Genomic DNA, 24169 nt, shown 5'->3' with positions numbered 1-24169 from the left:
ACGGTTGTACGCATGGCGAGGTGGCAGTCTTCGTGGCGAAGTGCGCCTCGGGGCAACCCGTTCGCGGAGCGGAGGCGCGGCTTCCTAGACTGGCTCGCGGCCCGGGAGAGCGACCGGGCCCCGCAGACCGAAAGGCACCGCACCCATGTCCGGCCCCAACTCCGAGTACGACCCGGTGCAGGTGACCCCGCTCGACGAGGAGCACGTCGAGCAGATGCGCGACGACGCGCTCGCCGCGATCGCGGCGGCGGCCGACCTCGAGCAGCTCAAGGCGGTGCGTACGGCGCACGCCGGCGACCGCAGCCCGCTCGCGCTCGCCAACCGCGAGATCGGCGCGCTGCCCCCCGCGGCCCGCAAGGACGCCGGTCGACGCGTCGGCCAGGCGCGCGCGGCCGTCAACCAGGCCCTCGCGGCGCGCCAGGCCGAGCTCGAGGTCGAGGCCGAGGCGCGGATGCTCGCCGACGAGACCGTCGACGTCACGCTGCCGTGGGACCGGCGCACGCGCGGCGCCCGGCACCCGATCACGATGCTCGCCGAGCGCATCGCCGACGTCTTCGTCGCGATGGGCTGGGAGGTGGCGGAGGGCCCGCTGGTCGAGGCCGAGTGGCTCAACTTCGACGCCCTCAACCTCGGCCCCGACCACCCCGCCCGCACCATGCAGGACACCTTCTGGGCCGAGCCCGCCGAGCACCACCTCGTGCTGCGCACCCAGACCAGCCCGGTGCAGGCCCGCACGATGCTCACCCGCACCCCGCCGATCTACGTCGTCAGCCCGGGTCGGGTCTTCCGGACCGACGAGTACGACGCCACCCACAGCCCGATGTTCCACCAGGTGGAGGGTCTGGTCGTCGACGAGGGCATCACCATGGCCCACCTCAAGGGCACGCTCGACCACTTCGCCGCCGCGATGTTCGGCGACGGCATCTCGACGCGCTTCCGGCCGTCGTACTTCCCCTTCACCGAGCCCTCCGCCGAGGTCGACCTGCGTTGCTTCGTCTGCCGCGGCCTCGCCCCCGCGGTCGACGACTGCCGCACCTGCAAGGGCGAGGGCTGGATCGAGTGGGGCGGCTGCGGCGTGGTCAACCCCCGCGTCCTCGTCGCCTGCGGCGTCGACCCCGCCCGCTACACCGGCTTCGCCTTCGGCATGGGGATCGACCGCACGCTGATGTTCCGCCACGGCGTCTCCGACATGCGCGACATGTTCGAGGGCGACGTCCGCTTCTCCACCCCGTTCGGAGCTGACCTGTAGATGAGCAGCCCAGCACGCCACTCGCCTCGCTCGCGCCGCGTCGAGGACCCGGCATGAAGGCCCCGCTGTCCTGGATCCGCGAGTACGCCGCCCTGCCGGACGACGTCACCGCCGACGACCTGGCGCACCGGCTCACCGCGCTCGGGCTCAAGCTCGAGTCGCTCGAGCGTCCCGGGCACGACCTGCGCGGTCCGCTCGTGGTCGGCCGCGTGCTCACCATGGAGCCCGAGCCGCAGAAGAACGGCAAGACCATCAACTGGTGCACCGTCGACGTCGGCGACGCCAACGGCACCGGTGAGCCGCAGGGCATCGTGTGCGGTGCCCACAACTTCGCGCCCGGCGACCTCGTCGTGGTGATCCTCCCGGGCGGCGTGCTGCCCGGGCCCTTCGAGATCTCCGCGCGCAAGACCTACGGCCACGTCTCGGCCGGCATGATCTGCTCCACCCGCGAGCTGGGCATCGGGGAGGACCACGGCGGCATCCTCGTGCTCCCGCCCGACGCCGGCGCCCCCGGCGAGGACGCCATCGAGCTGCTCGGGCTCCGCGAGGACGTCATCGAGATGGAGATCAACCCCGACCGCGCCTACGCGCTGTCGCTGCGGGGGGTGGCGCGCGAGGCGGCGATGGCCTACGGCGTGCCCTTCACCGACCCGGCCGAGCGCGACGTGCCGCCCGCCGACGACGCGGGCTGGCCGGTGCGCATCGACGATTCGGAGGGCTGCCCGGTCTTCGTGGCGCGCACCGTCTCCGGCTTCGACCCCACCGCTCCGACGCCCGACTGGATGGTCCGCCGGCTGCTCCACGTCGGCCAGCGCTCCATCAGCCTGGCCGTCGACGTCACCAACTACGTGATGTTCGAGCTGGGCCGCCCCATCCACGGCTACGACGCCGACAAGCTCACCGGCACCATCGGCGTACGCCGTGCGCGCCCGGGGGAGCGGCTGACCACCCTCGACGGCCAGGACCGCGCGCTCGACCCGGAGGACCTCGTCGTCGTCGACGACTCGGGCCTGATCGGGCTCGGAGGCGTCATGGGCGGCGAGACCACCGAGATGTCCGGGACGACGACCCGGATCGTGGTGGAGTCGGCGCACTGGGACGCCGTGTCGATGTTCCGCACCGGACGCCGCCACAAGCTGACCTCCGAGGCGGGGCGGCGCAACGAGCGCGGTGTCGACCCCCGCATCTGCGAGGCCGCGGCCGACCGGGTCGCGACCCTGCTCGCGGAGCTCGGCGGCGGCACCGTCGAGCCGGGCGTCACCGTCGTCGGCGCGCCCCCGGAGCGGCCCACGATCGCGATGCCCGTCGACCTGCCCGCGCGGGTCACCGGCATGCCCATCGACAGCCAGACCACCGTGGCCAACCTCGAGGCCGTCGGCTGCGAGGTCGACCTCGGCGCCGACGAGCTCGTCGCGGTGGTGCCGAGCTGGCGTCCCGACCTCGCCGACCCCTTCGACCTGGTCGAGGAGGTGGCGCGCGTCGTCGGCTACGAGGACGTGCCGAGCGTGCTCCCCTCGGCGCCGCCCGGCCGCGGGCTGACCCCGGCCCAGGCCCTGCGACGCCGCGTGGGCCGGACCATGGCGGGCGAGGGCTACGTCGAGGTGCTCAGCTTCCCCTTCATCGGCAGCGGCGACCTCGACCGCCTCGGCGTGGAGCCCGGCGACCCGCGGCGCCAGACGCTCCGGCTCGCCAACCCGCTCTCGGCGGAGGAGCCGCTGATGACCACGACGCTGCTGCCCGGGCTGCTGCGCACCGTGGCTCGCAACGTCAGCCGCGGCACGAGCGACCTGGCGCTCTTCGAGGCCGCCACGGTGACCTTCCCGCACGAGGGGCAGGGCGCGCCCATCCTCGGCGTCGACCGACGTCCGACCGAGGGGGAGTGGGACGACCTGGTCAAGGCCGTGCCCGACCAGCCGCTGCACCTCGCCTTCGCGCTGGCCGGCGACCGCGACCGCGCCGGCTGGTGGGGCGAGGGCCGCCCCGCGAGCTGGGCCGACGTCATCGAGACCGCCCGCCTCGTCGCCGCCGCGCTCGGGCTCGAGCTGACCACGCGCGCCACGACGTACGCCCCCTGGCACCCGGGCCGCTGCGCCGAGCTGCTGGTGCCGAGCGGCGCGGGCGACGTGGTGGTCGTCGGCCACGCCGGTGAGCTGCACCCGCGGGTCTGCCGCGAGCTGGGCGTGCCCGCCCGCACCGCCGTGGCCGAGCTCGACCTCGACGCGCTGATCGCGCGGTCGGTGCCGCCGCGGGCGCCGGACTTCTCGACCTACCCGGTGGCCAAGGAGGACGTCGCGCTCGTCGTCGACGCCGACCTGCCCGCCGCCGAGCTGGCCGCAACGCTGCGCGAGGGCGCCGGGCCGCTGTGCGAGCAGGTGCGGCTCTTCGACGTCTACACCGGCGCCCAGGTGGCCGAGGGCAAGAAGTCGCTCGCCTTCGCGCTGCGCTTCCGCGCCCCCGACCGCACCCTCACCGAGGCCGAGACCGGCGAGGCCCGCGACGCCGCCGTCGCCCTCGCCGCCCAGCGCCACGGGGCCGTGCAGCGCTGAGGTCCGCCGGCGGCGGCCCCGGGCCGCCGCCCGGCTCCTCCCGTACGCCGCGCGCTCAGGCCTGGTGGAGCACCCGCCCGCCGCCGACCACGAGCTCGCGCCGCGGCATCCGCACGAGGGCGTCCATGACGTTCTCCGCGTCGAGCAGGACGACGTCGGCGCGACCACCCGGCACCAGGTCCAGAGGCAGGCCGCCGAGGGCGCCGGCGACGAAGCGCGCACCGTCCCGCGTCGCCAGCTCCACCACCCGGGTGAGGTCGGGGTCGCGCACGAGCCCGCTCGCGCGGGCCAGCTGCCAGCCGATGTGCAGCACGTCGCCCGTGCCGTAGGGGCTCCACAGGTCGCGGATGCCGTCGGTGCCCAGCCCGAGCGCGACACCCGCCTCGTCGAGCGCGGCGACGGGCAGCTGGGGTCGGCCGACGGGGGCCACCGTGGTCAGGCTGACGCCGAGCTCGCCCATCGCCTGCAGCAGGTCGCGGCGGCGTACGTCGTCGAGGTCGGCCAGCGCGAAGCCGTGCGCCACGTTGACGCGGCCCTGCAGCCCGAGGCGCTCGATGCGCTCGAGCAGCAGCTCGATGGTGAAGGCGCCGAGCTCGGCGGGGTCGTGGAGGTGGAGGTCGGCGCCGCAGCCGTGGCGTGCCGCGATCTCGAGCACGGCGTCGAGCTGTCCCACGGGGTCGCGGTCGATGGTCGCGGGGTCGAGCCCGCCGACGTGGTCGGCACCGGCCGCAGCGGCGCGGTCGAGCAGGTCGAGCACGCCGGGGCGCCGGAGCACGCCGTCCTGCGGGAAGGCCACGGTCTCCACGCTCAGCGCTCCGTCGTACGCCGCCACGGCCTCCGCGACGACCTCGAGGCCCCGCAGGTCGAGGCCGAGGTCGACGTCGACGTGCGTGCGCAGGGCCGTGGTGCCGTGGCGCACCATCTCGGCCAGCACGCGCGAGGTGGGCTCGACCCCGGGGATGCCCAGGTCGTCGCGCCGGTCGCGCTCGTGGGCGATCCGGCCGGCGACGCCCGGGACGCCGTCGTACGGCTGCCAGGGCAGTCCCCACCACGACTTGTCGACGTGGGCGTGGGCGTTGACCAGGCCGGGCAGGGCCAGCAGGCCGCATCCGTCGACGGTGCGGTCGGCCCCGGGCGCGGTGCCCGGGGGGACCACGCCGGTGATCGCGGTGCCGCTGACCACGAGGTCGCGGGCCTCGCCGCCCCACGGTCGGACGTCGGAGATGACCAGGTCGGCGTGGCTCATGGCACCAGCCAAGCAGGCCCCGTCGTCCCGTCGGCACCGGCACCTCCGGCCCCACGGGCCTCTCCAGCACACAGATGAGATATCCGGAATATCCGACACCGGACCGGGAGGGTGAGTACGCTTCCGGGGTCTGACCTGGCCAAACACTGGCCGAGCACCGTTCCACCGTCCGTCTCGGGGTCACCTGCTCACCCTCGGCGTCGGCGTACCACCACCGGGGGTAGAAGTGTCTGCGAGATCGCGCAGGTCCTACGTCGTGAGCGTCCTGGCCCTGTCCCTGGCGCTGCTCGTCCCCGCCGTCGCGACGCCTCGTGCCGACGCGGCCGACGACGTCCCGGTCACCCCCGCCGGCCCGGCCGTCACGACCGCCGTCGCGCAGGCGCCGCCGGGGTCGCTCTGCGACCACTCCTACAGCGGGCTGGTCCCGCACAACTCCCTCGACGACGTCCGAGCCGGCTACTACACGGGTCCGCCGTTCCAGCGCGTCAAGGTGGCGGTCGACGGGGACGTCGACTGGACGCTCGACCCCTACCAGTCGTTGCAGTGGCGGATGTGGCTCGACACCCTCGGGTGGGCGGGCCCGCTGCTGCTGAGCTACGACCGCACCGGCAACCGGGCCGACCTCGAGCTGGCCATGGCCTACGCCCGCGACTACGTCGACGACCAGCCGATGGACGCCTCCACGCCCGACCTGCCGGTGCTGCAGCAGTCGTCGCGTCGGTTGCACTTCCTGTCCTGCCTCTACGAGCGCGACCCCCGGCCCTGGATCGCCGAGGCGATGGAGGGCACCGTCGACTTCCTGGGCGTCCACTGGGCCGGCCTCTACAACCACGGGCTGGACCAGGACAACGCGATCGTGGTCGCCGGGTGCGTCCTCGACCGCGACGACTGGATCGAGTTGGGTCGCCGGCGGCTCTCGACCATCCTGCCGGTCTCGATCGACGACGAGGGTGCCACGAACGAGCAGTCCTCCGCCTACTCGAAGTACACCTACCACCGCTGGCTGGCGGCCCAGACGACGATGTCGAGGTGCGGGCTGCCGCCCCTGCCGGGGCTCGCCGAGCGGCTCGCGGCCAACTACGCCTTCAACGCGCACGCCACGCGACCCGACGGCATCCTGACTCCCATCGGGGACACCTATCCCACCGACCGGGGCGATGTGCCGCGGCCGGGGACACCGCTGAGCGGCGTGTGGGTGCAGAACGGCTGGGCCTTCGGTCGTTCCTCGTGGTCGCCGTCCGACAACCCGTCGCACTTCTCGCTGCGCTTCGGGCCGGGCCGCCAGATCCACGGCCACGCCGACCACGGCTCGGTCACCCTCTACGCCAACGGCTCACCCGTCATCACCGAGCCCGGCTCCATCGGCTACACGGACACTCGCCGGTTCTGGTTCCGCACCGCTTCGGCCAAGAACGTCCTGAAGATCGGCGCCAGCACCTGTGCCCGCTCCACCCACGCGCGACTGCTGTCCAGCGCCCGCACGGCCACCAAGGACCGCTACGTCGTCGAGACCCCGCACTGCGGGTCGACGGTGGCGCGCCGGGCGGTCTCCTACACGCGCGGCACCGGAGCCCTGACGGTCAACGACACGACGTCCGCCCAGTCCAGGGCGACGCCGCGCCAGCAGCTCTGGCACCTCGTGCCCGGCACCGCGGTCACGGTGAGACGGATCGACGCCTACCGCAGCCAGGTCCGGCTGACGATGCCGAACGGCAGCACCGCCCAGCTGGTCACCACGAGCGACCGCCGCGGGGCGTCGGCGCGGGCGGCGGCCGCGCTCGAGAGCGCGAAGACCAGGCTCGCCCGTGCCGAGCGGGCGTTGCGTGCCGCGGTCCGGACCAAGGCGCGGCCGGTCGCGACGAAGGCCCGCAAGCGAGCCGTGACCAAGGCGCGGGCCGAGGTCAGGGCGGCCCGGCGCAAGGCCATCGTCCGTGAGGACCGTGGCGCGCTGCAGGTGTCGGTCGTCACCGGGCGCACCGTGCCCTACCAAGGCTGGGTGTCGGCGGGGAGCGGCAACCCCGTGCCCGCTCCGGTCATCGTCGTGTCGCAGTCGGCGAAGGCAGCCAACATCACCACCACCATCACCCCCGGCTGAGGCCGGAGCGGGCGCCTCCCCGCCCCAGGGCCGCACCTTGCCGATGACCAGGTCGGGGAGGTCGTTGCCGCCCCCTCCTCGCCAGCCCGGGTCGGCACGCGGTGGGCCGGCTCGACCGGTCAGGCGGCCGACTGCGGGACCGGGCGCAGCTCGGCGACCTGGGCGGAGATCTGGTGGGTGGTGGTCTCGACGTCGTCGATGGCGTGGTTGGCGACGACGGCGGCGTCGGCCTGGGCGGTGACCGCGTGGTAGATGATCTCCTGCGCGCTCGCCACCTCGGAGACGACGCGGCTGATCTCCTCGGTGCTGACGAGTGCGTCGCGCGTGCCGCCGTGGACCTTGGCGACGACGCTCGCGATGAGCTCGGTGGCGCGGCTGGTCTCGTTGGCCAGCTCCTTGACCTCGCTCGCCACGACCGCGAAGCCGCGTCCGGCGTCGCCCGCCCGGGCGGCCTCGATGGTGGCGTTGAGGGCGAGCAGGTTGGTCTGCTCGGCGATCCCGGTGATGGTGCGGGCGATGGTGCCGATCTGGTCCACGGCCTCGCGCAGCCGGCCCATCACCTCGTGGGTCTCCTGGACGCTGCGGGAGGCGGCCTGGGTCGAGCGCGTCGCGTCCGTGGCGGCATCGCCGATGTGCGTGGCCGCCTCGCTGACGCTCGTCATCGCGGCCGACGTCCTCGCCACCGCCCCGCGCAGCAGGGCGCCGGCGTCGTCCAGCACGGCGAGGCGCTGCTCGACCTCCTCGTTGCGACGGGTGCGTGCCTGCAGCTCGGCACGCGCCTGCTCGGCGAGCGCGGCCTGGTGCGCCGCCAGCGCCTCGGTCGCCGCCACCTGTCGGCCCCGCTCGGCCTCGGCGCGCTCGTGCTCGCGCGCCCTGGCCAGCTCCGCGCGCTCGGTGAAGCGCCACGCGGTGGCCAGCGCGGCGCACTCGGCCAGGATCAGGGCCGCGTGCAGCCCGGCGACGAGCACCGGCTGCGCCTGGGCCCGAGGGTCGGAGAAGACCATCGCGGGATCGAGCAGGCCCATCACCGCGTGGTGACCGGCCACCATCGCGATCGAGATCAGGAAGGGCGTCCAGCGCTGGTAGAGCGCGATCAGCGCCACCACGACGAAGAAGTGCAGGTGCAGGTCGGTCATCCCGCCGGAGAGGTGCACCAGGGCCACCGAGGTGGAGATCAGCCCGATGCTGACCGAGACCGAGCGCGTGGTCTGGCCGGCGGCGACGCGTCCGAGCAGCGCCGTGAAGACGACGGTGCCCAGCGCCAGCAGCAGCGCGTGGACGCCGTGACCGGCGGTCGGCGACGCGCCGTCGAGCCGCGGCCACCACACCCAGCAGGCCACGAGCAGCGGGAGGTGCGCGACCAGCACCAGGCTGAGCGCGTCGTGCCGGGTGCGGAAGTCGGCCTCGCCCAGCACGCCGCCACGGGGCAGCCACGAGGGCCGGCGGGCGTCGTCGACGATCGCCTCCACGGGCTCCCGGGGCGGTACGGGCACCGGGCGGACGGACACGGACATGCCCGGAGGATCGGTCAGCGGCGCCGCGACCTGAGGGATCAGGCCGGCCGGGTGGCCTCCTCCAGCACCTCCAGCACGTGCCGGTACGACGCCCCGGTCGCCCGCGTCATCCCGATCTCGCAGGTGCGGTTGCCCGAGACGTACGCCGCTCCGGCCGGCAGGTCCATCGACGCGACCTCCGCCGACTCGGGCTCGGTGGCGGAGGCCGTGAGCTCGGGGTGCAGCAGGCCGCGGTCGCCCGCGAAGGCGCAGCACCCCCACGCGTCGGGCACGCGGACGTCGTCCGAGCACGCCCGCGCCAGCGCCACCAGGTCGTCGGTGACGCCCAGCGCCGTGGACGAGCAGGTCGGGTGCACCACGACGGCCGGCACGGGGGCGGTGACGGTCAGCCGCGGCAGCAGCACGGTGCGCACGAAGGTGGTCGCGTCGAGCACCTCTCCGGGCAACGGACCCTCGGCGTCCGCCGTGTCGCGTGCTTGTGGCCCCACAAGCACGCCGCGGAGGCCCTCCGTGCACGAGCTCGCGTCGACCACCACGGGCAGGCGGCCGCCGTCGGTGGCCAGGGCGAGGGAGGCGCGGACGCGGTCGGCCATCCGCTCGTAGCCGGCCGTGTGGCCCTTCGATCGCCACGGGGTGCCGCAGCACAGCGACGGCAGGTCCGCGGGCGTGCGCAGGCGGACGCCGGCGCGCTCGCACAGCGCGCGCAGGGCGCCGTCGGCGCCCAGGCCGCCCTCGCTGCCGAACATGGTGCCGACGCAGGCGCTGAAGAGCACCGCCTCCGGGGCCTCGTCGTGGAGCACCTCGCGCCGCGCGCCGCCGGCGCCCAGGCCGGCGTCGTACTGGGGCAGCTCGAGCACCCGACGTCCGACCGACGACGCCCGCTCCGCCGCTCCGGGTGCCCGGGCGGCCAGCGACAGCCCGCCGGAGGCGGCGCGGGTCGCGGCGTCCCAGTGGTCGGCGGCGACCTCCCAGGCCTTCTCGGCCACCCGGCCCGACGACTCGGCCCGCAGCCGCTTCACGAGGTCGCCGGTGTTGATGAGCACCGGGCAGGCGGTGGCGCAGATGCCGTCGGCGGCGCAGGTGTCGACGCCGTCGTACTCGTAGTCGTCGCGCAGCGACGCGGCCAGCACGGTGTCGCCCCGCGCCTCGGCGTCCGCGATCTCCCGGCGTACGACGATGCGCTGGCGAGGCGTCATCGTCAGCGACCGGGAGGGGCAGACCGGCTCGCAGAAGCCGCACTCGACGCAGCGGTCGACCTCCTCCTCGACCGGTGGCGCGGTCTTGAGGTCGCGCAGCCACAGCCCGGGGTCGTCGGTGAGGACCGAGCCGGGGTTGAGCACCCCGGCGGGGTCGAAGAGGTCCTTGACCTCGCGCATCACCGCGGTGAGCTCGGCGCCGTACTGGCGCTCGACGAAGGGCGCCATGATGCGGCCGGTGCCGTGCTCGGCCTTGAGCGTGCCGCCGAGGCCGAGCACCAGGTCGACCATGTCGGTGGTGAAGTCCTCGTAGCGGCGCAGCGCGGCCTCGTCGTCGAAGCGCTCGTTGAGCAGGAAGTGCAGGTTGCCGTCGCGCGCGTGCCCGAAGATCACCGACCCCTCGTAGGAGTGGTCGCCGAAGAGCGTGGTGAGGCCCCGGCACATCTCGGCCAGCTGAGCCACGGGCACGGCGACGTCCTCGAGCAGCGCGTTGGTGCCCTGGGGACGCGCGCTGGCCACCGCGCTGTAGAGGCCCTTGCGGGTACGCCACAGCGACGCGCGGGCGGCGGGGTCGGTGGTGAGGTCGGCCGCCTCGGTCAGCGGCAGCTCGGCGAGGCCGGGCTCCGCCTGCCGCCGTGCCTCCTCGAGCTCCTCGGCGGAGCCGGCCTGGAGCTCGACCAGCAGGGCGGCGTGGTCGCGGACCTGCAGCCGCTTGATCTGCTCGGGGCAGCCCGGGTCCTGCTGGGCGACGCGCAGCGCGGCGGCGTCGAGCATCTCGGCGGTCACGACGCCCGTCTCGAGCAGCGCGGGGACGGCGCCCGTGGCGGTCGCGAGGTCGTCGGTCACGAGCAGGCCGGTCGCGGCGTGGGGTCGCACCTCGACGGTGTTGAAGACCGCGGAGGCCACGAAGCCCAGCGTGCCCTCGCTGCCGACCATCAACCGGGTGAGGACGTCGACCGGCCGCTCGTGGTCGAGCAGGCTGTTGAGGCCGTAGCCCATCGTGTTCTTCAGCGCGAAGAGCCGCTCGAGGGTGGCCACCGACTCCGCGGAGCCGCGCACGCGCTCGCGCAGGCGGGCCAGGCCGGCGTGCAGCGCGGGCTCGTGCAGCCGGAGCACCTCGTCGGCGTCCGGCGCCCCGGTGTCGACGACGGTGCCGCTGGGCAGCACGACGACCATCGACTCCAGCGTCCGGTAGGTGTTGCGCTCGGTGCCGCACTGCATGCCCGAGGAGTTGTTGGCGATGACCCCGCCCAGCGTGCAGGCGACCTCGCTCGCGGGGTCGGGACCCAGGGCCCGGCCGTGGTGGGCGAGGCGGGTGTTGACCGCACGCACGGTGGCGCCGGGCTGCACCCGCACCCGCCGGCCGCCGTCGAGCACCTCGATGCCGGTGAAGCCGGCGCGCGTGTCGACCATGACGCTGTCGCTGAGCGCCTGTCCGGAGAGCGAGGTGCCGCCGCTGCGGAAGGTCAGCGGCACGCCGAGCCGGGTGCAGGCACGCATCACCTCGGCGACGTCGGCCAGGTCGCGCGGGGTCGCCAGGGCCTGCGGGTGCAGCAGGTAGTGCGAGGCGTCGTGGGCGTGCGCCAGCAGGTCGAGCGGCCTCCCGGTGAGGGGTACGCCGCACCCCTCACCGAGCTCCGCGGCCAGCCGCTCGGCCAGCGGCGAGGTCAGGCCCCCGTGCCCAGCTGCTCCGCGATGTGCTCGGCCTGCCGGATCGCCAGGGCGACGATCGTCAGCGTCGGGTTGGCCGCCGCCCCGGTGGTCATCACCGACCCGTCGCTGACGTACAGCCCCGGCACGTCGTGCGCCTGTCCCCACTGGTCCACCACTCCATCCTCGGGTCGCTCGCTCATCCGGCACGTCCCCAGGTTGTGCGTGGCGGGGTACGGCGGCGTGTGGTGGGTGCCCAAGGCGCCCACGGCCTCGTAGAGCATGTCAGCCCGGCCGTAGCCGTGCTCACGCATGGCCACGTCGTTGGGGTGGTCCTCGAAGTGCACGTCCGGCGCGGGCAGGCCCCACTGGTCCTGCAGCGCCGGGTTCAGCGTCACCCGGTTGCTCTCCTGGGGCAGGTCCTCGCCGACGATCCACAGGCCGGCCGTGCTCTCGTAGGCCGCCATCACCTCGGTGAACTCCGGTCCCCACGAGCCCGGCTCGACGAAGGCCGCCAGGAAGGCGGGCCCGAGCGAGAGCGTCTCCATGTAGTAGCCGCCGGCGAAGCCGCGCGAGGTGTCGAGGCGGGCCTCGTCGGCGATGATGCCGGCCATGGTCTCGCCGCGGTACATGCGCACCGGCTGGTCGAAGCGGGCGTAGACCGACCCGGTCGTGTGCCGCATGTAGTTGCGACCCACCTGCCCCGAGGAGTTGGCCAGCCCGTCGGGGTGCAGCGAGCTGGCGCTCATCAGCAGCAGCCGCGGCGACTCGATCGAGTTGCCGGCCACGCACACGACCTTGGCCGCCTGACGGTGCAGGTTGCCCTCGGCGTCGAGGTAGAGCACGGCGTCGGCGCGCCCCCGGGCGTCGTGCGTGACCTGCACGGCCTGGCTCGACGGACGCAGCTCGCACCGGCCGGTGGCGATGGCGCGCGGCACCTCGCGCACGGCGGTGCTCCACTTCGCGGTGGACTTGTCGCCCTGGAAGTTGAAGCCGTCCTGGATCGACGCCGGCCGGCCGTCGTACGGCTCGGCGTTGGTGCCGTACGGACCCGTCGCGTAGAACTTGTAGCCGACCTTCTCCGCCCCGTTGGCGAAGACCTTGTAGTTGTTGTTGGCCGGCAGCGCCGGGCGCCCGTGGCGGTGGGTCGACCCGATCGCCTTCTCGGCGCGGTCGTAGTACGGCGCCAGGTCGGCCAGCGTGATCGGCCAGTCGAGCAGGTTGGCGCCCTCGACGACGCCGTAGTGGCTGCGGGTGCGGAACTCGTAGTCGCGGAAGCGCGGCGTCGCGCCCGACCAGTGGGTCGTGGAGCCGCCGACGGCCTTGACGATCCAGGCCGGCAGGTTGGGGAAGTCGGTCGCGACGCGGTAGGGGCCGGAGGCGGTGCGGTTGTCGAGCCACGCCATCTGGTTGAAGGCGGCCCACTCGTCGTTCTCGTAGTCCTCGGGCTTCAGCCAGGGTCCGGCCTCCAGCACCACGCACGGGATGCCGCGCTGGGAGAGCTCGTAGGCCACGGTGCCGCCACCGGCGCCGGAGCCGACGATGACGACGACCTCCTCGTCGTGCGCGATCGGGTTGCCCAGCTCGGGGATGCTCTCGGCCATGTCAGCGACCTCCGGTCGTGCTCGTCGTGGCGGGGACGTCGTCCGGGGCGACCTCGACGAGCCGCTCGGGGCCGTCGTACTCCTCGACCCGGGGGGAGGGCAGCCAGTCGAGGTCGTCGAAGCCGCGGTGCAGGTAGCCGCCCTTGCTGTACGACTCGCCCTCGTAGCCGAGCAGGTCCCAGACCTCGTGGTCGTTGTAGAGCGTCACCACCGTGACGCCGCGGATGAAGGCGAAGAACTCGGCGTCGGCGATGCCGCGCAGCAGCGCCAGGGCGGCGTCGTCGTCGAGGTCGGCGAAGGCGGTGCCGCGGCTGCGCTGGGCGCTGGCGTCGAGCGACTCCAGGCCGGAGGTCAGCGCGATCCGGTGCCACAGCGACTCGTCGAGCTGGCCGAGGATGTGGTCGGCGGTCCGCTCGTAGGGACCGTCGGGAAAGCTCGGGTGGGGGTAGGCCGCCCGCAGCAGCCGCACCAGGTTGGTGCGCACCGCGGGGGCGAGGGCGGGGGTCTCGGGCATCGGTGGGCCTCCCAGGTCTGGCCGGTGGTGACCTCGGTCACGCTAGGTCGGCGTCGCGGGTGCACCAACCGGCGTTCTCGTCGGCTGATAAGTGCGCGGGGTGACCTGACGAGGAACCCTCGCCGCTGCCCGGTGCGCACGATCTTTTGAACGCGTTCAAGAACCCGCGTAGGCTCGGACCATGAAGGTGGTCGTGCCCGGTGGCACCGGTCAGGTCGGTCGCGTGCTGCAGCGCTCGCTGGCGGCGCAGGGGCACGAGGTCGTCGTGCTGAGCCGACGCGAGGGCGTGGTGGAGCCGGGGGCCAGGCTGGTGCGGTGGACCGGCCGCGGTCCGGGGGCGTGGTGCCGCGAGGTCGACGGTGCCGACGCGGTCGTCAACCTCGCCGGACGCTCGGTGAGCTGCCGCTACACCGACGCCCACCTGCGCCAGATGATGCGCAGCCGCGTCGACTCCACCCGCGCCGTCGGCGCGGCGGTCGCGGCGGCGTCGCGACCGCCGCGCGTGTGGCTGCAGATGAGCACGGCCACCATCTACGCCGACCGCTCCGACGAGCCCGGCAACCCCGCCAACGACGAGCGCTCCGGGGTGCTCGGCGGCGAGGAGTCGCACGTCCCGCTCTACTGGGAGTACAGCGTGCGGATCGCCCGGCGCTGGGAGGCTGCCCAGCAGGAGGCCGACCTCCCGCACACGCGTCGGGTGGCACTGCGCACGGCCATGGTGATGGGTCCCGAGCAAGGTGGTGTCTTCGACGTGCTCTCGGCGCTCGCCCGCGTCGGTGCGGGCGGTCCGGTGGCCGGTGGCACGCAGTACGTCTCCTGGATCCACGAGGCAGACATGGTGCGCGCGGTCGACCTCCTGCTCGCCCGCGACGACCTCGCCGGTCCGGTCAACCTGGCCGCCCCGCACGCGCTGCCCCAGGCCGAGCTGATGCGGGTGCTGCGCGAGGCCTGGGGACGCCGGGTCGGGCTGCCCGCCACCGCCGGCATGGCCGCCGCCGGTGCCTGGGCGCTGCGCACCGACCCCGAGCTGCTGCTCAAGAGCCGCCGCGTCAGTCCGGGACGTCTCCTGGACGCCGGCTTCGAGTTGGCGCACCCGACCTGGCCGGACGCGGCGCGCGACCTCGTGGCGCACGTGGTCCGGCGGCCGGAGGGTGTGGGCCTCGTGGGCACGCTGCGGGAGATGCGGCGCGGCACGGCCGCGTGAGGGCGGGGTGGTGCGGGAGCGTCAGCGGGTGTGGCCGGAGCGGTAGAAGCGGCTGACCCGCGACGCGGTCGTGCGCAGGGCGGCCTCGGTCTCGGCCACGCCGCAGTCCATCCGTCCGTCCGGCCCGGAGACGGCGACCGACCCCAGCAGCACGCCGTTGCCGCCGCGCACCGCGGCGGCGACGCAGGTGGCGCCGGCCTGGAACTCGCCGTGCTCCCAGGCCAGCCCGCGGTCGGCGACGACCTCGAGCTGGGCGTCGAGGTCGGCGTGGCGGGTCAGGGTGCCCGGCCCGAAGCGCGGCATCGGCTCCGGGTCGAGGTGGAGCGCGCGCTGGTCGGCGTCCATGTTGGCGAGCATGATCTTGCCGAGCGCGGTGGCGTGGGCCGCCTCGTGGAAGCCGAACTCCAGGGGCCGCAGCCGCGGGTGGTCGGGGGAGTCGGCGGTGAAGACGACCGCGATCTGGTGACCCCGGTGCACCGCGAAGTACGCCGCCAGCCCGAGCTGGTCGTGCAGCGCGGTCACCTCGGCACGCACCTCGCGCGACACCCCGATCTGCTGGTGGAGCGAGACCCCGAGCTGGTGGAGCTTCCAGCCCAGCTCGAAGCGTCGCTCCTCGCGGATGTGCACGAGGTAGTCGCTGTCGAGCAGCTCGCGGGCGAGCCGGTAGACCGTCGGCAGCGGCAGGCCGGTGGTGTCGGCGATCTCCTTGGCCGACGCGCCACCCTTGGCCGCGACGACCTCGAGGATGTCGAGGGTCCGGTGCACCGACCCCGGCCGCGACCCGTGCTCCACGCCGTCGCCGCTGCCGCGCTCGGAGACGGTGGTGACCACGGTCACACTGTAGGAGCCGGGTGGTCGCGCCGGTAGCGGCGAGCCTGGCTCTCTCACCCCGCGACAACCCGCGTGGTGGCCCTCGTGGCGCTCTGGCAGGGTCGGACCACACGTCCCACGACCAGCACCACGAAGGAGTGAGCGCGACATGATCTTCATCTGCGTGAAGTGGAAGGTGAAGCCGGAGCACGCCGAGGACTGGATCGAGCTCAGCCGTGACTTCACCGAGGCCACCCGTGCCGAGCCCGGCAACCTCTTCTTCGACTGGTCCCGCAGCGTGGAGGACCCGCACGAGTACGTCCTCATCGAGGCCTTCAAGGACGACGCCGCCGAGGCGCACGTGACCTCCGAGCACTTCAAGCAGGCCCAGGCCGACCTGCCGCAGTACCTCCAGGCGACCCCGAAGGTGCGCAACGTGCTGATGGAGGGCGACCACTGGGACGACCTCGGCGAGATGCGGGTCTGACCCGACGTCCGCCGCGCGCACATATGCATGAGCCTGTATGGTCATGCACATGTCACGCGTCAAGGTCGCCGTAGCCGGAGCATCCGGGTATGCCGGGGGAGAGGTCCTGCGCCTGCTCCTAGCCCATCCCGAGGTCGAGATCGGGGCGCTGACCGGTGGGTCCAACGCCGGTCAGCGCCTGGGTGCGCTGCAGCCACACCTGGTGCCGCTCGCCGACCGGGTGCTGGAGGAGACGACCCCTCAGACGCTGGCCGGGCACGACGTCGTCTTCCTCGGCCTGCCGCACGGGCAGTCGGGTCCGGTCGCCGCCGAGCTGGGCGAGGACACCGTCGTGGTCGACTGCGGCGCCGACTTCCGGCTCACCGACCCCGCGACCTGGGAGCGCTTCTACGGCTCCGAGCACGCCGGGTCCTGGCCCTACGGGCTCCCCGAGCTGCCGGGCCAGCGCGAGCAGCTCCGCGGCAGCCGACGGGTGGCCGTTCCCGGCTGCTACCCGACCGTCTCCACCCTCACCCTCGCCCCGGCGGTCGCGGCCGGCCTGGTCGAGGCCGACGACCTGGTGGTCGTCGCCGCCTCCGGCACCAGTGGTGCCGGCAAGGCCCCCAAGCCGCACCTGCTCGGGAGCGAGGTGATGGGCACCGCCTCGGCGTACGGCGTGGGCGGCGGCCACCGCCACACCCCCGAGATCGTGCAGAACCTCTCGACGCTGACCGACGAGGAGGTCCGCGTCAGCTTCACCCCGATGCTGGTGCCGATGCCGCGCGGCATCCTGGCCACCGCGAGCGCCAGCGTGCGCGAGGGCGTGAGCGCCGCCGACCTGCGCGCGGCGTACGACGCGGCCTACGCCGACGAGCCCTTCGTGCACCTGCTGCCCGAGGACCAGTGGCCGACGACCAAGAGCGTGCTGGGCTCCAACAGCGTGCACGTGCAGGTCACCCTCGACGAGTCGGTGCGCCGCCTGGTCGCGGTCGGCGTGGTCGACAACCTGGCCAAGGGCACCGGCGGCGCCGCGGTGCAGTGCATGAACCTCGCCCTCGGCCTCCCCGAGACCACCGGTCTCACCAGCGTCGGGCTGGCCCCGTGAGTGGGCCAGTGAGTGGCCCCGTGAGCGGGCCCTTCACGCTCGAGGTCTTCCCCGAGCAGGTCGCCGTGGTGCGGCTGGGCCCGGGCGCCGAGATCCCGTCGTGGGCGGAGTCGTCGTCGCTCTTCAGCATCACCGCGACGGCCACCGAGACCAGCCTGGTCTGCGCCAAGCGCAGCGTGCCGACCAAGGCCAAGCAGGCCGGCCCCTTCACGGCCTTCCAGGTGCGCGGGCCGCTCGACCACGCGCTCGTGGGCGTGCTCGCCACGCTCCTGGCACCGCTGGCCGAGGCGGGCATCCCCGTCTTCACCATCTCGACCTTCGACACCGACTGGATCCTGGTGGCGCGCGAGTCGGCCGAGGCCGCCACCGCCGCCTGGACCGGCGCGGGGCACACCGTCGAGGTCGCCACCCCCGTGGAGGGCAGCCGATGAGCGTCACGCACCCCGCAGGCTTCGTCGCGGCCGGCCTGGCCGCCGGCATCAAGGGCGAGGACCGCAAGGACATGGCCCTCCTGGTCAACCAGGGTCCCCGCTTCGCCGCGGCGGCCGTCTTCACCTCCAACCGCTGCCTGGCCAACCCGGTGATCTGGAGCAAGGAGGTCGTCAAGGACGGCACCGTGCGCGCGGTGGTCGTCAACTCCGGCGGCGCGAACTGCTACACCGGCAGCGAGGGCTTCCAGGTCACGCACGCCACCGCCGAGCAGGTCGCCTCGGGCCTCGGCATCGGCGCGGGCGACGTGCTGGTGTGCTCGACCGGGCTGATCGGACTGCTCAACGACCGCCAGACGCTGCTCGACGGCGTCGACGCCCTGGTGCCGCAGCTCAGCGAGCACGGGGGAGACGACGCGGCGCACGCCATCATGACCACCGACTCGGTCGCCAAGCAGGTCGTGGTCGAGCGCGACGGCTGGTCGATCGGCGGCATGGCCAAGGGCGCGGGCATGCTCGCGCCGCAGCTCGCCACCATGCTCGTCTTCCTGACCACCGACGCGGTCGCGAGCCCAGCCGAGCTCGACGAGGCGCTGCGCCGGGCGACCGCGCAGAGCTTCGACCGGCTCGACGCCGACGGCTGCATGTCGACCAACGACACCGTCACCCTGCAGGCGAGCGGGGCGAGCGGCGTGGAGCCCGGCGTCGACGCCCTGGCCGAGGCGCTCACCGAGGCCTGCGTCGACCTCGCCCTGCAGCTGCTGCGCGACGCGGAGGGCGCCGAGCACGACGTGCACATCACGGTGCGGGGCGCGGCCTCCGAGGCCGACGCACTGGAGGCCGGGCGCAGCATCGCCCGCAGCGCGCTCTTCAAGACCGCGATCTTCGGCAAGGACCCCAACTGGGGCCGGGTGCTGGCCAGCCTCGGCACCACGTCCGCCGCCTTCGACCCGCTCGACCTCGACGTGGCGATGAACGACGTGTGGGTCTGTCGCTCGTCGACGCCGGCGGAGAGCCGCGACCTCGTCGACCTCACCGGGCGCGAGGTGACGGTCACCGTCGACCTGAAGTCCGGTCCCCACGAGGCGACGATCTGGACCAACGACCTGACCCACGCCTACGTGCACGAGAACAGCGCGTACTCCTCATGAGCGGTGACGACGTGACCAACAAGCGCCCGTACTCCCACCGGCCGGCCCGCATCCTCGCCGGCGCCCTGCCGTGGCTGAAGGACTACCACGGCAAGGTCGTGGTGGTGAAGTACGGCGGCAACGCCATGACCGACGAGTCGTTGAAGGCCGCCTTCGCCGAGGACATCGCCTTCCTGCGGTACGCCGGCTTCAAGCCGGTCGTGGTGCACGGGGGCGGCCCGCAGATCTCCCGCATGCTCGACAAGCTCGGCATCGAGTCGGAGTTCCGCGGCGGGCTGCGCGTCACCACGCCCGAGGCGATGGACGTCGTCCGGATGGTGCTGGTCGGCCAGGTGCAGCGCGAGCTGGTCGGGCTCATCAACCAGCACGGCCACATCGCCGTCGGGCTCTCCGGCGAGGACGCCGGGCTCTTCACCGCCAAGGCCACCGGCACGGTCGTCGACGGCGAGGAGGTCGACCTCGGTCTCGTCGGCGAGGTCGAGCAGGTGCGTCCCGAGGCCGTGCTCGACCTCATCGAGGCCGGCCGCGTGCCGGTGATCTCCTCGGTCGCCCCCGACGCGTCGGGCGTGGTGCACAACGTCAACGCCGACACCGCGGCCGCCGCGCTCGCCGTGGCGCTGCAGGCGCAGAAGCTGCTGGTGCTCACCGACGTCGAGGGGCTCTACCGCGACTGGCCGGACAGCGACGACGTGATCCAGGAGATCAGCCCCGAGGCGCTGGAGGAGCTGATGCCCTCGCTGGCCTCGGGGATGGTGCCGAAGATGGCCGCCTGCCACCAGGCGGTCGCGGGCGGCGTGCCGCGCGCCACGGTCGTCGACGGCCGGGTGCCGCACTCCGTGCTCGTCGAGCTCTTCACCGCCGAGGGCGTCGGCACCCAGGTCCTGCCCGGCGTCGAGACCAAGCTGCGCAAGGCCTACACCGACGGCGACGAGGACGGGGAGGGCACGGCATGAGCGAGCTGCAGGAGCGCTACGCGGCGTCGATGATGAACACCTTCGGCCCGCCGCGCCTGGCCCTGGTGCGCGGCGAGGGCGCGGTGGTCTGGGACGACCAGGGCTCGTCGTACGTCGACCTCCTCGGCGGCATCGCCGTCAACGCCCTCGGCCACGCCCACCCCGCGCTGGTGGACGCCGTGACCGACCAGCTCCGCACGCTGGGCCACGTCTCCAACTTCTTCACCACCGAGCCGCAGGTCGCGCTCGCGGAGAAGCTGCTCGACCTGCTGCACTCCTCGGTCGAGCCTGTCGAGACCCCGCGCCCCTCCTCCTTCGGCAAGGTGTTCTTCGCCAACTCCGGGGCCGAGGCCAACGAGGCGGCCTTCAAGCTCACCCGGCTGACCGGGCGCACCCACGTCGTGGCGATGGAGGAGGGCTTCCACGGCCGCACCATGGGCGCGCTGGCGCTGACCAGCAAGGCCGCCTACCGCGAGCCCTTCGAGCCGCTGCCCGGCGACGTCACCTTCGTGCCGTACGGCGACGAGGCCGCCCTGCGAGAAGCCGTCACCGACCGCACCGCCGCGGTCGTGCTCGAGCCGCTGCAGGGCGAGGCGGGGGTCAACCCCGCCGGTGACGACTACCTGCGCGCGGTGCGGCAGGTCACCACCGAGCACGGTGCGCTGCTGTGGCTCGACGAGGTACAGACCGGGATGGGGCGCTCGGGTGCGTGGTTCGCGCACGCCTCGAGCGGCATCGTGCCCGACCTCGTCACCGTCGCCAAGGGGCTGGCCGGGGGCATCCCGATCGGCGCGCTGATCGCCCTGGGCGAGGCCGCCGACACCTTCGGGCCCGGTAACCACGGCACCACCTTCGGCGGCAACCCGGTCTCGGCGCGGGCCGCCCTCGCGGTGATCGAGACCATCGAGCGCGACGGCCTGCTGGCGCACGCGGCCGGGCTCGGCGCGCACCTGCGCGAGGGGCTGCTCGCCGACGACCGGGTCGTCGAGGTCCGGGGGAGCGGCCTGCTGGTCGGGCTCACCCTGACCGAGCCCCGGGCACCGCAGGTCTACCAGCACGCCTTCGACGCCGGCTTCATCGTCAACCCGCCCACGCCCGACCGGATCCGGCTCGCGCCGCCCCTGGTGCTCACCCGCGAGCAGGCCGACGCCTTCCTCGCGGCGTGGCCCGGCATCCTCGACGCGGCGTACGCCGAGCAGCTGCCGGAGGCGTCGTCGTGACGGCGCGGCACTTCCTGCGCGACGACGACCTGAGCCCGCAGGAGCAGGCCGCCGTGCTCGACCTGGCGCTGCGGCTCAAGGCCGAGCCCTTCGCGCTGGCCTCGCTCGCCGGACCGCAGGTGGTCGCGCTGGTCTTCGACAAGCCGACGCTGCGCACCCAGGCCTCCTTCGCCGCCGGGGTCGCCGAGCTCGGCGGCTTCCCGATGACCGTCGACGGCGCCCTCGCCGGCATCGGCGTGCGGGAGTCGGTCGCCGACACCGCGCGCGTGCTCGGTCGCCAGTCGGCGGCCATCGTGTGGCGCACCTTCGCGCAGAGCAGCCTGGAGGAGATGGCGGCGTACGCCGGGGTGCCGGTGGTCAACGCGCTGACCGACGAGCTGCACCCCTGCCAGGCGCTGGCCGACCTGCTCACCGTGCGCGAGCACCGCGGCCCCCTGCCGGGCCAGACGCTCACCTTCCTGGGCGACGCCGCGAGCAACATGGCCCACAGCCTGCTGCTCGCCGGGGCGACCGCCGGGATGCACGTGCGGGTCAGTGGCCCCGAGGGCTACCGGCCCGACCCGGCGATGCTCGCGCGAGCGGTCGAGATCGCCGGCACCACGGGCGGGTCGGCGATCTCCGTCGACGACCCGGCCGAGGCCGCCGCGGGCGCCGACGTGCTCGTCACCGACACCTGGATCTCCATGGGCCGCGAGGCCGAGGCCGAGGCGCGGGCCGAGGTCTTCGGCGCGTGGCGACTCGACCAGGCGATGCTCGAGCGCGGCGCCGACGACGCCCTCGTGCTGCACTGCCTGCCGGCGTACCGCGGCAAGGAGATCACCGCCGAGGTGCTCGACGGCCCGCGCAGCGTGGTCTGGGACGAGGCGGAGAACAGGCGGCACGTGCAGAAGGCCGTGCTCGCCGCCCTGCTCGACCCCGGCGTGCTCGGGGAGCCCACGTGAGCCAGGCCCAGATCCCGCACACCAAGAGCGCCCGGCAGCAGCTGGTGGTGCACCTGCTCGAGACCCAGGAGGTGCGCTCGCAGGCCGAGCTCGCCGAGCTGCTGGCCGACAACGGCTTCGTGGTCACGCAGGCCACGCTCTCGCGCGACCTGGTCGAGCTCGACGCGGTGAAGGTGCGCGCCCCCTCCGGCGCGCTGGTGTACGCCGTCCCGGCCGAGGGCGGCGACCGTGCCCCGGCCCCGCCCCGCGAGACGGCGGCCAGCGAGCACCGGCTCGCCCGGTGGTGCGAGGAGCTGCTGGTCTCGGCCGAGGCCAACGGCAACCTCGTCGTGCTGCGCACGCCGCCGGGCGCCGCCCAGCTGCTCGCCTCCGCGATGGACAAGGCCGAGCTGGCCGGGGTGCTCGGCTGCATCGCGGGCGACGACACCGTGCTGGTGATCGCCCGCGACCCCGACGGTGGCGAGGGCGTGGCACGACGACTCGTGGACCTGGCCCACGGCGCCGCCGCCGGCGCCTCCGGCCAGGTCCGCCCCCTGCCCCACTGAATTCCCCCACGCACCTCAAGGAGCACCACTCGTGAGCAAGGTCCTCACCTCCCTGCCCGTCGGCGAGAAGGTCGGCATCGCCTTCTCCGGCGGCCTCGACACCTCCGTCGCGGTCGCCTGGATGCGCGACCGCGGCGCCATCCCGTGCACCTACACCGCCGACATCGGGCAGTACGACGAGCCCGACATCAGCGGCGTGCCCGACCGCGCGCTGCTCTACGGCGCCGAGATCGCCCGCGCCGTCGACTGCCGCACCCAGCTGGTCGAGGAGGGGCTCGCCGCGATCGCCTGCGGTGCCTTCCACATCCGCTCCGGTGGTCGCGCCTACTTCAACACCACGCCGCTCGGCCGCGCCGTCACCGGCACCATGCTGGTGCGCGCGATGCACGAGGACGGCGTCGACATCTGGGGCGACGGCTCGACCTTCAAGGGCAACGACATCGAGCGGTTCTACCGCTACGGTCTCATGGCCAACCCCGAGCTGCGGATCTACAAGCCGTGGCTCGACGCCGACTTCGTCACCGAGCTCGGTGGCCGGGCGGAGATGAGCCAGTGGCTCGTCGAGCACGACCTGCCCTACCGCGACAGCCAGGAGAAGGCCTACTCGACCGACGCCAACATCTGGGGCGCCACCCACGAGGCCAAGACGCTGGAGCACCTCGACGTCTCCCTCGAGACCGTCGAGCCGATCATGGGCGTGAAGTTCTGGGACCCCAGCGTGGAGATCCCCACCGAGGACGTCACCGTGCGCTTCGAGCAGGGCCGTCCCGTCGCCATCGACGGCGAGCGCTTCGACGACGCCGTCGCCCTGGTCATGCAGGCCAACGCCGTCGGCGGGCGCCACGGGCTCGGCATGAGCGACCAGATCGAGAACCGCATCATCGAGGCCAAGTCGCGCGGCATCTACGAGGCGCCCGGCATGGCGCTGCTCTGGGCGGCGTACGAGCGGCTGCTCAACGCGGTGCACAACGAGGACACCATCGCGCAGTACCACACCGAGGGCCGCAAGCTCGGCCGGCTGCTCTACGAGGGCCGCTGGCTCGACCCGCAGGCGCTGATGATCCGCGAGGGCATCCAGCGCTGGATCGCCTCGCTGGTCACCGGCGAGGTGACGCTGCGGTTGCGGCGCGGCGAGGACTACACCGTGCTCGCCACGTCGGGGGAGAACTTCTCCTACCACCCCGACAAGCTCTCCATGGAGCGCACCGACAACGCCGCCTTCGGCCCCACCGACCGCATCGGGCAGCTCACCATGCGCAACCTCGACATCGCCGACTCGCGCGACAAGCTCGAGCAGTACGCCTCCCAGCCCCTCGACCAGGGCCAGGTGCTCGTCGAGCACGGCACGCTCTACGGCGAGCTCGAGCCCGGCGGTTACGACCGGATCGCCAAGAACCCCCAGGCCGAGGGCGACGCGTCCGACCGCCTCCTCGACGACGCCGCCATGGAGGTCGGCACCGACTGACCTCCGGGTGGCCGACCTGACCTCCGGGTGGTCGAGGAGGTCGCGCAGCGACCGTCTCGAGACCTCGTACGACGAAGGGACGACCGTGCTCACGGCCGTCCCTTCGTCTCACCGGGTCTCGTGACGCCGGATCCAGGCCCTCCTCCGTCGGGTCTGGCTCCGGCTCCTCGACCTTCGGACCTGCTCCGAGGCTTCGTGCCTCAGCCTCGGGGTCCTCTCCTCGACCTTCGGACCTGCTCCGAGGCTTCGTCCCTCAGCCTCGGGGTC

19 protein-coding genes are annotated in these 24169 nt (G+C 73.6%); 13 read left to right on the top strand and 6 right to left on the bottom strand.

The window, feature by feature from the left end:
- Positions 1-145 precede the first annotated feature (145 nt).
- Positions 146-1249, top strand: coding sequence for a phenylalanine--tRNA ligase subunit alpha (pheS, locus tag IG63_RS0111800; protein WP_030484567.1), 1104 nt, complete (start codon positions 146-148; stop codon positions 1247-1249).
- Between the two features lie 53 nt (positions 1250-1302).
- Positions 1303-3795, top strand: a complete 2493-nt coding sequence (pheT, locus tag IG63_RS0111795; RefSeq protein WP_030484566.1) for a phenylalanine--tRNA ligase subunit beta — start codon at positions 1303-1305, stop codon at positions 3793-3795.
- Between the two features lie 55 nt (positions 3796-3850).
- On the opposite strand, the gene IG63_RS0111790 is transcribed toward pheT, so the two are convergent.
- Entirely contained in the window at positions 3851-5041 is a 1191-nt protein-coding gene (locus tag IG63_RS0111790; protein ID WP_030484565.1) for an amidohydrolase family protein, read from the bottom strand.
- Between the two features lie 256 nt (positions 5042-5297).
- On the opposite strand from IG63_RS0111790, the gene IG63_RS0111785 reads away from it, so the two are divergent.
- Positions 5298-7136, top strand: coding sequence for a heparinase II/III domain-containing protein (locus tag IG63_RS0111785; RefSeq protein ID WP_030484564.1), 1839 nt, complete (start codon positions 5298-5300; stop codon positions 7134-7136).
- A 119-nt stretch (positions 7137-7255) separates the two neighbouring features.
- Here IG63_RS0111785 and IG63_RS23850 read toward each other — a convergent pair whose 3' ends face one another.
- The 4 genes from IG63_RS23850 to IG63_RS0111765 form a co-directional block, all read right to left on the bottom strand.
- Entirely contained in the window at positions 7256-8650 is a 1395-nt protein-coding gene (locus IG63_RS23850; RefSeq protein ID WP_036195285.1) for a methyl-accepting chemotaxis protein, read from the bottom strand.
- Between the two features lie 38 nt (positions 8651-8688).
- Complete coding sequence (locus IG63_RS0111775; RefSeq protein WP_245604413.1) at positions 8689-11346, bottom strand: FAD-binding and (Fe-S)-binding domain-containing protein; 2658 nt, start codon at positions 11344-11346, stop codon at positions 8689-8691.
- A 167-nt stretch (positions 11347-11513) separates the two neighbouring features.
- Positions 11514-13100, bottom strand: coding sequence for a GMC family oxidoreductase (locus IG63_RS0111770; RefSeq protein WP_030484562.1), 1587 nt, complete (start codon positions 13098-13100; stop codon positions 11514-11516).
- A 1-nt stretch (position 13101) separates the two neighbouring features.
- Complete coding sequence (locus tag IG63_RS0111765; protein WP_036195282.1) at positions 13102-13614, bottom strand: hypothetical protein; 513 nt, start codon at positions 13612-13614, stop codon at positions 13102-13104.
- A 181-nt stretch (positions 13615-13795) separates the two neighbouring features.
- Here IG63_RS0111765 and IG63_RS0111760 point away from each other — a divergent pair, with 181 nt between their 5' ends.
- On the top strand, positions 13796-14818 hold the full coding sequence (locus IG63_RS0111760) for an epimerase (RefSeq protein WP_030484560.1): 1023 nt from the start codon (positions 13796-13798) through the stop codon (positions 14816-14818).
- Positions 14819-14839: 21 nt separating this feature from the next.
- On the opposite strand, the gene IG63_RS0111755 is transcribed toward IG63_RS0111760, so the two are convergent.
- The gene (locus IG63_RS0111755; protein ID WP_169741791.1) at positions 14840-15649 is read right to left on the bottom strand and encodes an IclR family transcriptional regulator; all 810 of its coding nucleotides are present in this window, start codon (positions 15647-15649) and stop codon (positions 14840-14842) included.
- 148 nt (positions 15650-15797) lie between these two features.
- Between IG63_RS0111755 and IG63_RS0111750 the strand changes: the two genes are divergently transcribed.
- From IG63_RS0111750 to argG, 9 genes are read left to right on the top strand one after another with little or no spacing between them, the layout of a single operon-like run.
- Positions 15798-16115 (top strand): putative quinol monooxygenase, encoded by a 318-nt coding sequence (locus IG63_RS0111750; protein ID WP_030484558.1) that lies wholly within the window; start codon positions 15798-15800, stop codon positions 16113-16115.
- A 43-nt stretch (positions 16116-16158) separates the two neighbouring features.
- The gene (argC, locus tag IG63_RS0111745; RefSeq protein ID WP_157210143.1) at positions 16159-17199 is read left to right on the top strand and encodes an N-acetyl-gamma-glutamyl-phosphate reductase; all 1041 of its coding nucleotides are present in this window, start codon (positions 16159-16161) and stop codon (positions 17197-17199) included.
- Between the two features lie 20 nt (positions 17200-17219).
- Positions 17220-17630, top strand: coding sequence for an ACT domain-containing protein (locus IG63_RS0111740; protein WP_036195279.1), 411 nt, complete (start codon positions 17220-17222; stop codon positions 17628-17630).
- Complete coding sequence (argJ, locus tag IG63_RS0111735; RefSeq protein ID WP_030484555.1) at positions 17627-18778, top strand: bifunctional glutamate N-acetyltransferase/amino-acid acetyltransferase ArgJ; 1152 nt, start codon at positions 17627-17629, stop codon at positions 18776-18778. Before IG63_RS0111740 ends, argJ begins: the two co-directional genes overlap by 4 nt.
- Positions 18775-19731, top strand: a complete 957-nt coding sequence (gene argB / locus IG63_RS0111730; protein ID WP_051706648.1) for an acetylglutamate kinase — start codon at positions 18775-18777, stop codon at positions 19729-19731. Before argJ ends, argB begins: the two co-directional genes overlap by 4 nt.
- Entirely contained in the window at positions 19728-20951 is a 1224-nt protein-coding gene (locus IG63_RS0111725) for an acetylornithine transaminase (RefSeq protein WP_030484553.1), read from the top strand. The genes argB and IG63_RS0111725 overlap by 4 nt, the downstream gene beginning before the upstream one ends.
- Positions 20948-21892 carry an ornithine carbamoyltransferase gene (gene argF / locus IG63_RS0111720; protein ID WP_030484552.1) on the top strand — a complete coding sequence of 315 codons (945 nt, stop codon included), beginning with the start codon at positions 20948-20950 and terminating at the stop codon, positions 21890-21892. The genes IG63_RS0111725 and argF overlap by 4 nt, the downstream gene beginning before the upstream one ends.
- The gene (locus IG63_RS0111715; RefSeq protein WP_030484551.1) at positions 21889-22437 is read left to right on the top strand and encodes an arginine repressor; all 549 of its coding nucleotides are present in this window, start codon (positions 21889-21891) and stop codon (positions 22435-22437) included. The genes argF and IG63_RS0111715 overlap by 4 nt, the downstream gene beginning before the upstream one ends.
- A 31-nt stretch (positions 22438-22468) precedes the next feature.
- Complete coding sequence (gene argG / locus IG63_RS0111710; protein ID WP_030484550.1) at positions 22469-23902, top strand: argininosuccinate synthase; 1434 nt, start codon at positions 22469-22471, stop codon at positions 23900-23902.
- Positions 23903-24169 lie beyond the last annotated feature (267 nt).

It is taken from the genome of Nocardioides aequoreus (assembly GCF_000720335.1).
Taxonomy (GTDB): Bacteria; Actinomycetota; Actinomycetes; order Propionibacteriales; family Nocardioidaceae; genus Marmoricola; species Marmoricola aequoreus.
Note: the sequence above shows the minus strand (reverse complement) of the source record. Positions and strands in the feature narration are given on the sequence as shown.

What these genes read in the sequence shown, in the direction of transcription:
- pheS (WP_030484567.1), top strand. Translation starts at nt 146, where the DNA reads ATGTCCGGCCCCAACTCCGAGTACGACCCGGTGCAGGTGACCCCGCTC.
- pheT (WP_030484566.1), top strand. Translation starts at nt 1,303, where the DNA reads ATGAAGGCCCCGCTGTCCTGGATCCGCGAGTACGCCGCCCTGCCGGAC.
- IG63_RS0111790 (WP_030484565.1), bottom strand. Translation starts at nt 5,041, where the DNA reads ATGAGCCACGCCGACCTGGTCATCTCCGACGTCCGACCGTGGGGCGGC.
- IG63_RS23850 (WP_036195285.1), bottom strand. Translation starts at nt 8,650, where the DNA reads ATGTCCGTGTCCGTCCGCCCGGTGCCCGTACCGCCCCGGGAGCCCGTG.
- IG63_RS0111775 (WP_245604413.1), bottom strand. Translation starts at nt 11,346, where the DNA reads ATGCGTGCCTGCACCCGGCTCGGCGTGCCGCTGACCTTCCGCAGCGGC.
- IG63_RS0111770 (WP_030484562.1), bottom strand. Translation starts at nt 13,100, where the DNA reads ATGGCCGAGAGCATCCCCGAGCTGGGCAACCCGATCGCGCACGACGAG.
- IG63_RS0111765 (WP_036195282.1), bottom strand. Translation starts at nt 13,614, where the DNA reads ATGCCCGAGACCCCCGCCCTCGCCCCCGCGGTGCGCACCAACCTGGTG.
- IG63_RS0111760 (WP_030484560.1), top strand. Translation starts at nt 13,796, where the DNA reads ATGAAGGTGGTCGTGCCCGGTGGCACCGGTCAGGTCGGTCGCGTGCTG.
- IG63_RS0111750 (WP_030484558.1), top strand. Translation starts at nt 15,798, where the DNA reads ATGATCTTCATCTGCGTGAAGTGGAAGGTGAAGCCGGAGCACGCCGAG.
- argC (WP_157210143.1), top strand. Translation starts at nt 16,159, where the DNA reads ATGCACATGTCACGCGTCAAGGTCGCCGTAGCCGGAGCATCCGGGTAT.
- argJ (WP_030484555.1), top strand. Translation starts at nt 17,627, where the DNA reads ATGAGCGTCACGCACCCCGCAGGCTTCGTCGCGGCCGGCCTGGCCGCC.
- argB (WP_051706648.1), top strand. Translation starts at nt 18,775, where the DNA reads ATGAGCGGTGACGACGTGACCAACAAGCGCCCGTACTCCCACCGGCCG.
- IG63_RS0111725 (WP_030484553.1), top strand. Translation starts at nt 19,728, where the DNA reads ATGAGCGAGCTGCAGGAGCGCTACGCGGCGTCGATGATGAACACCTTC.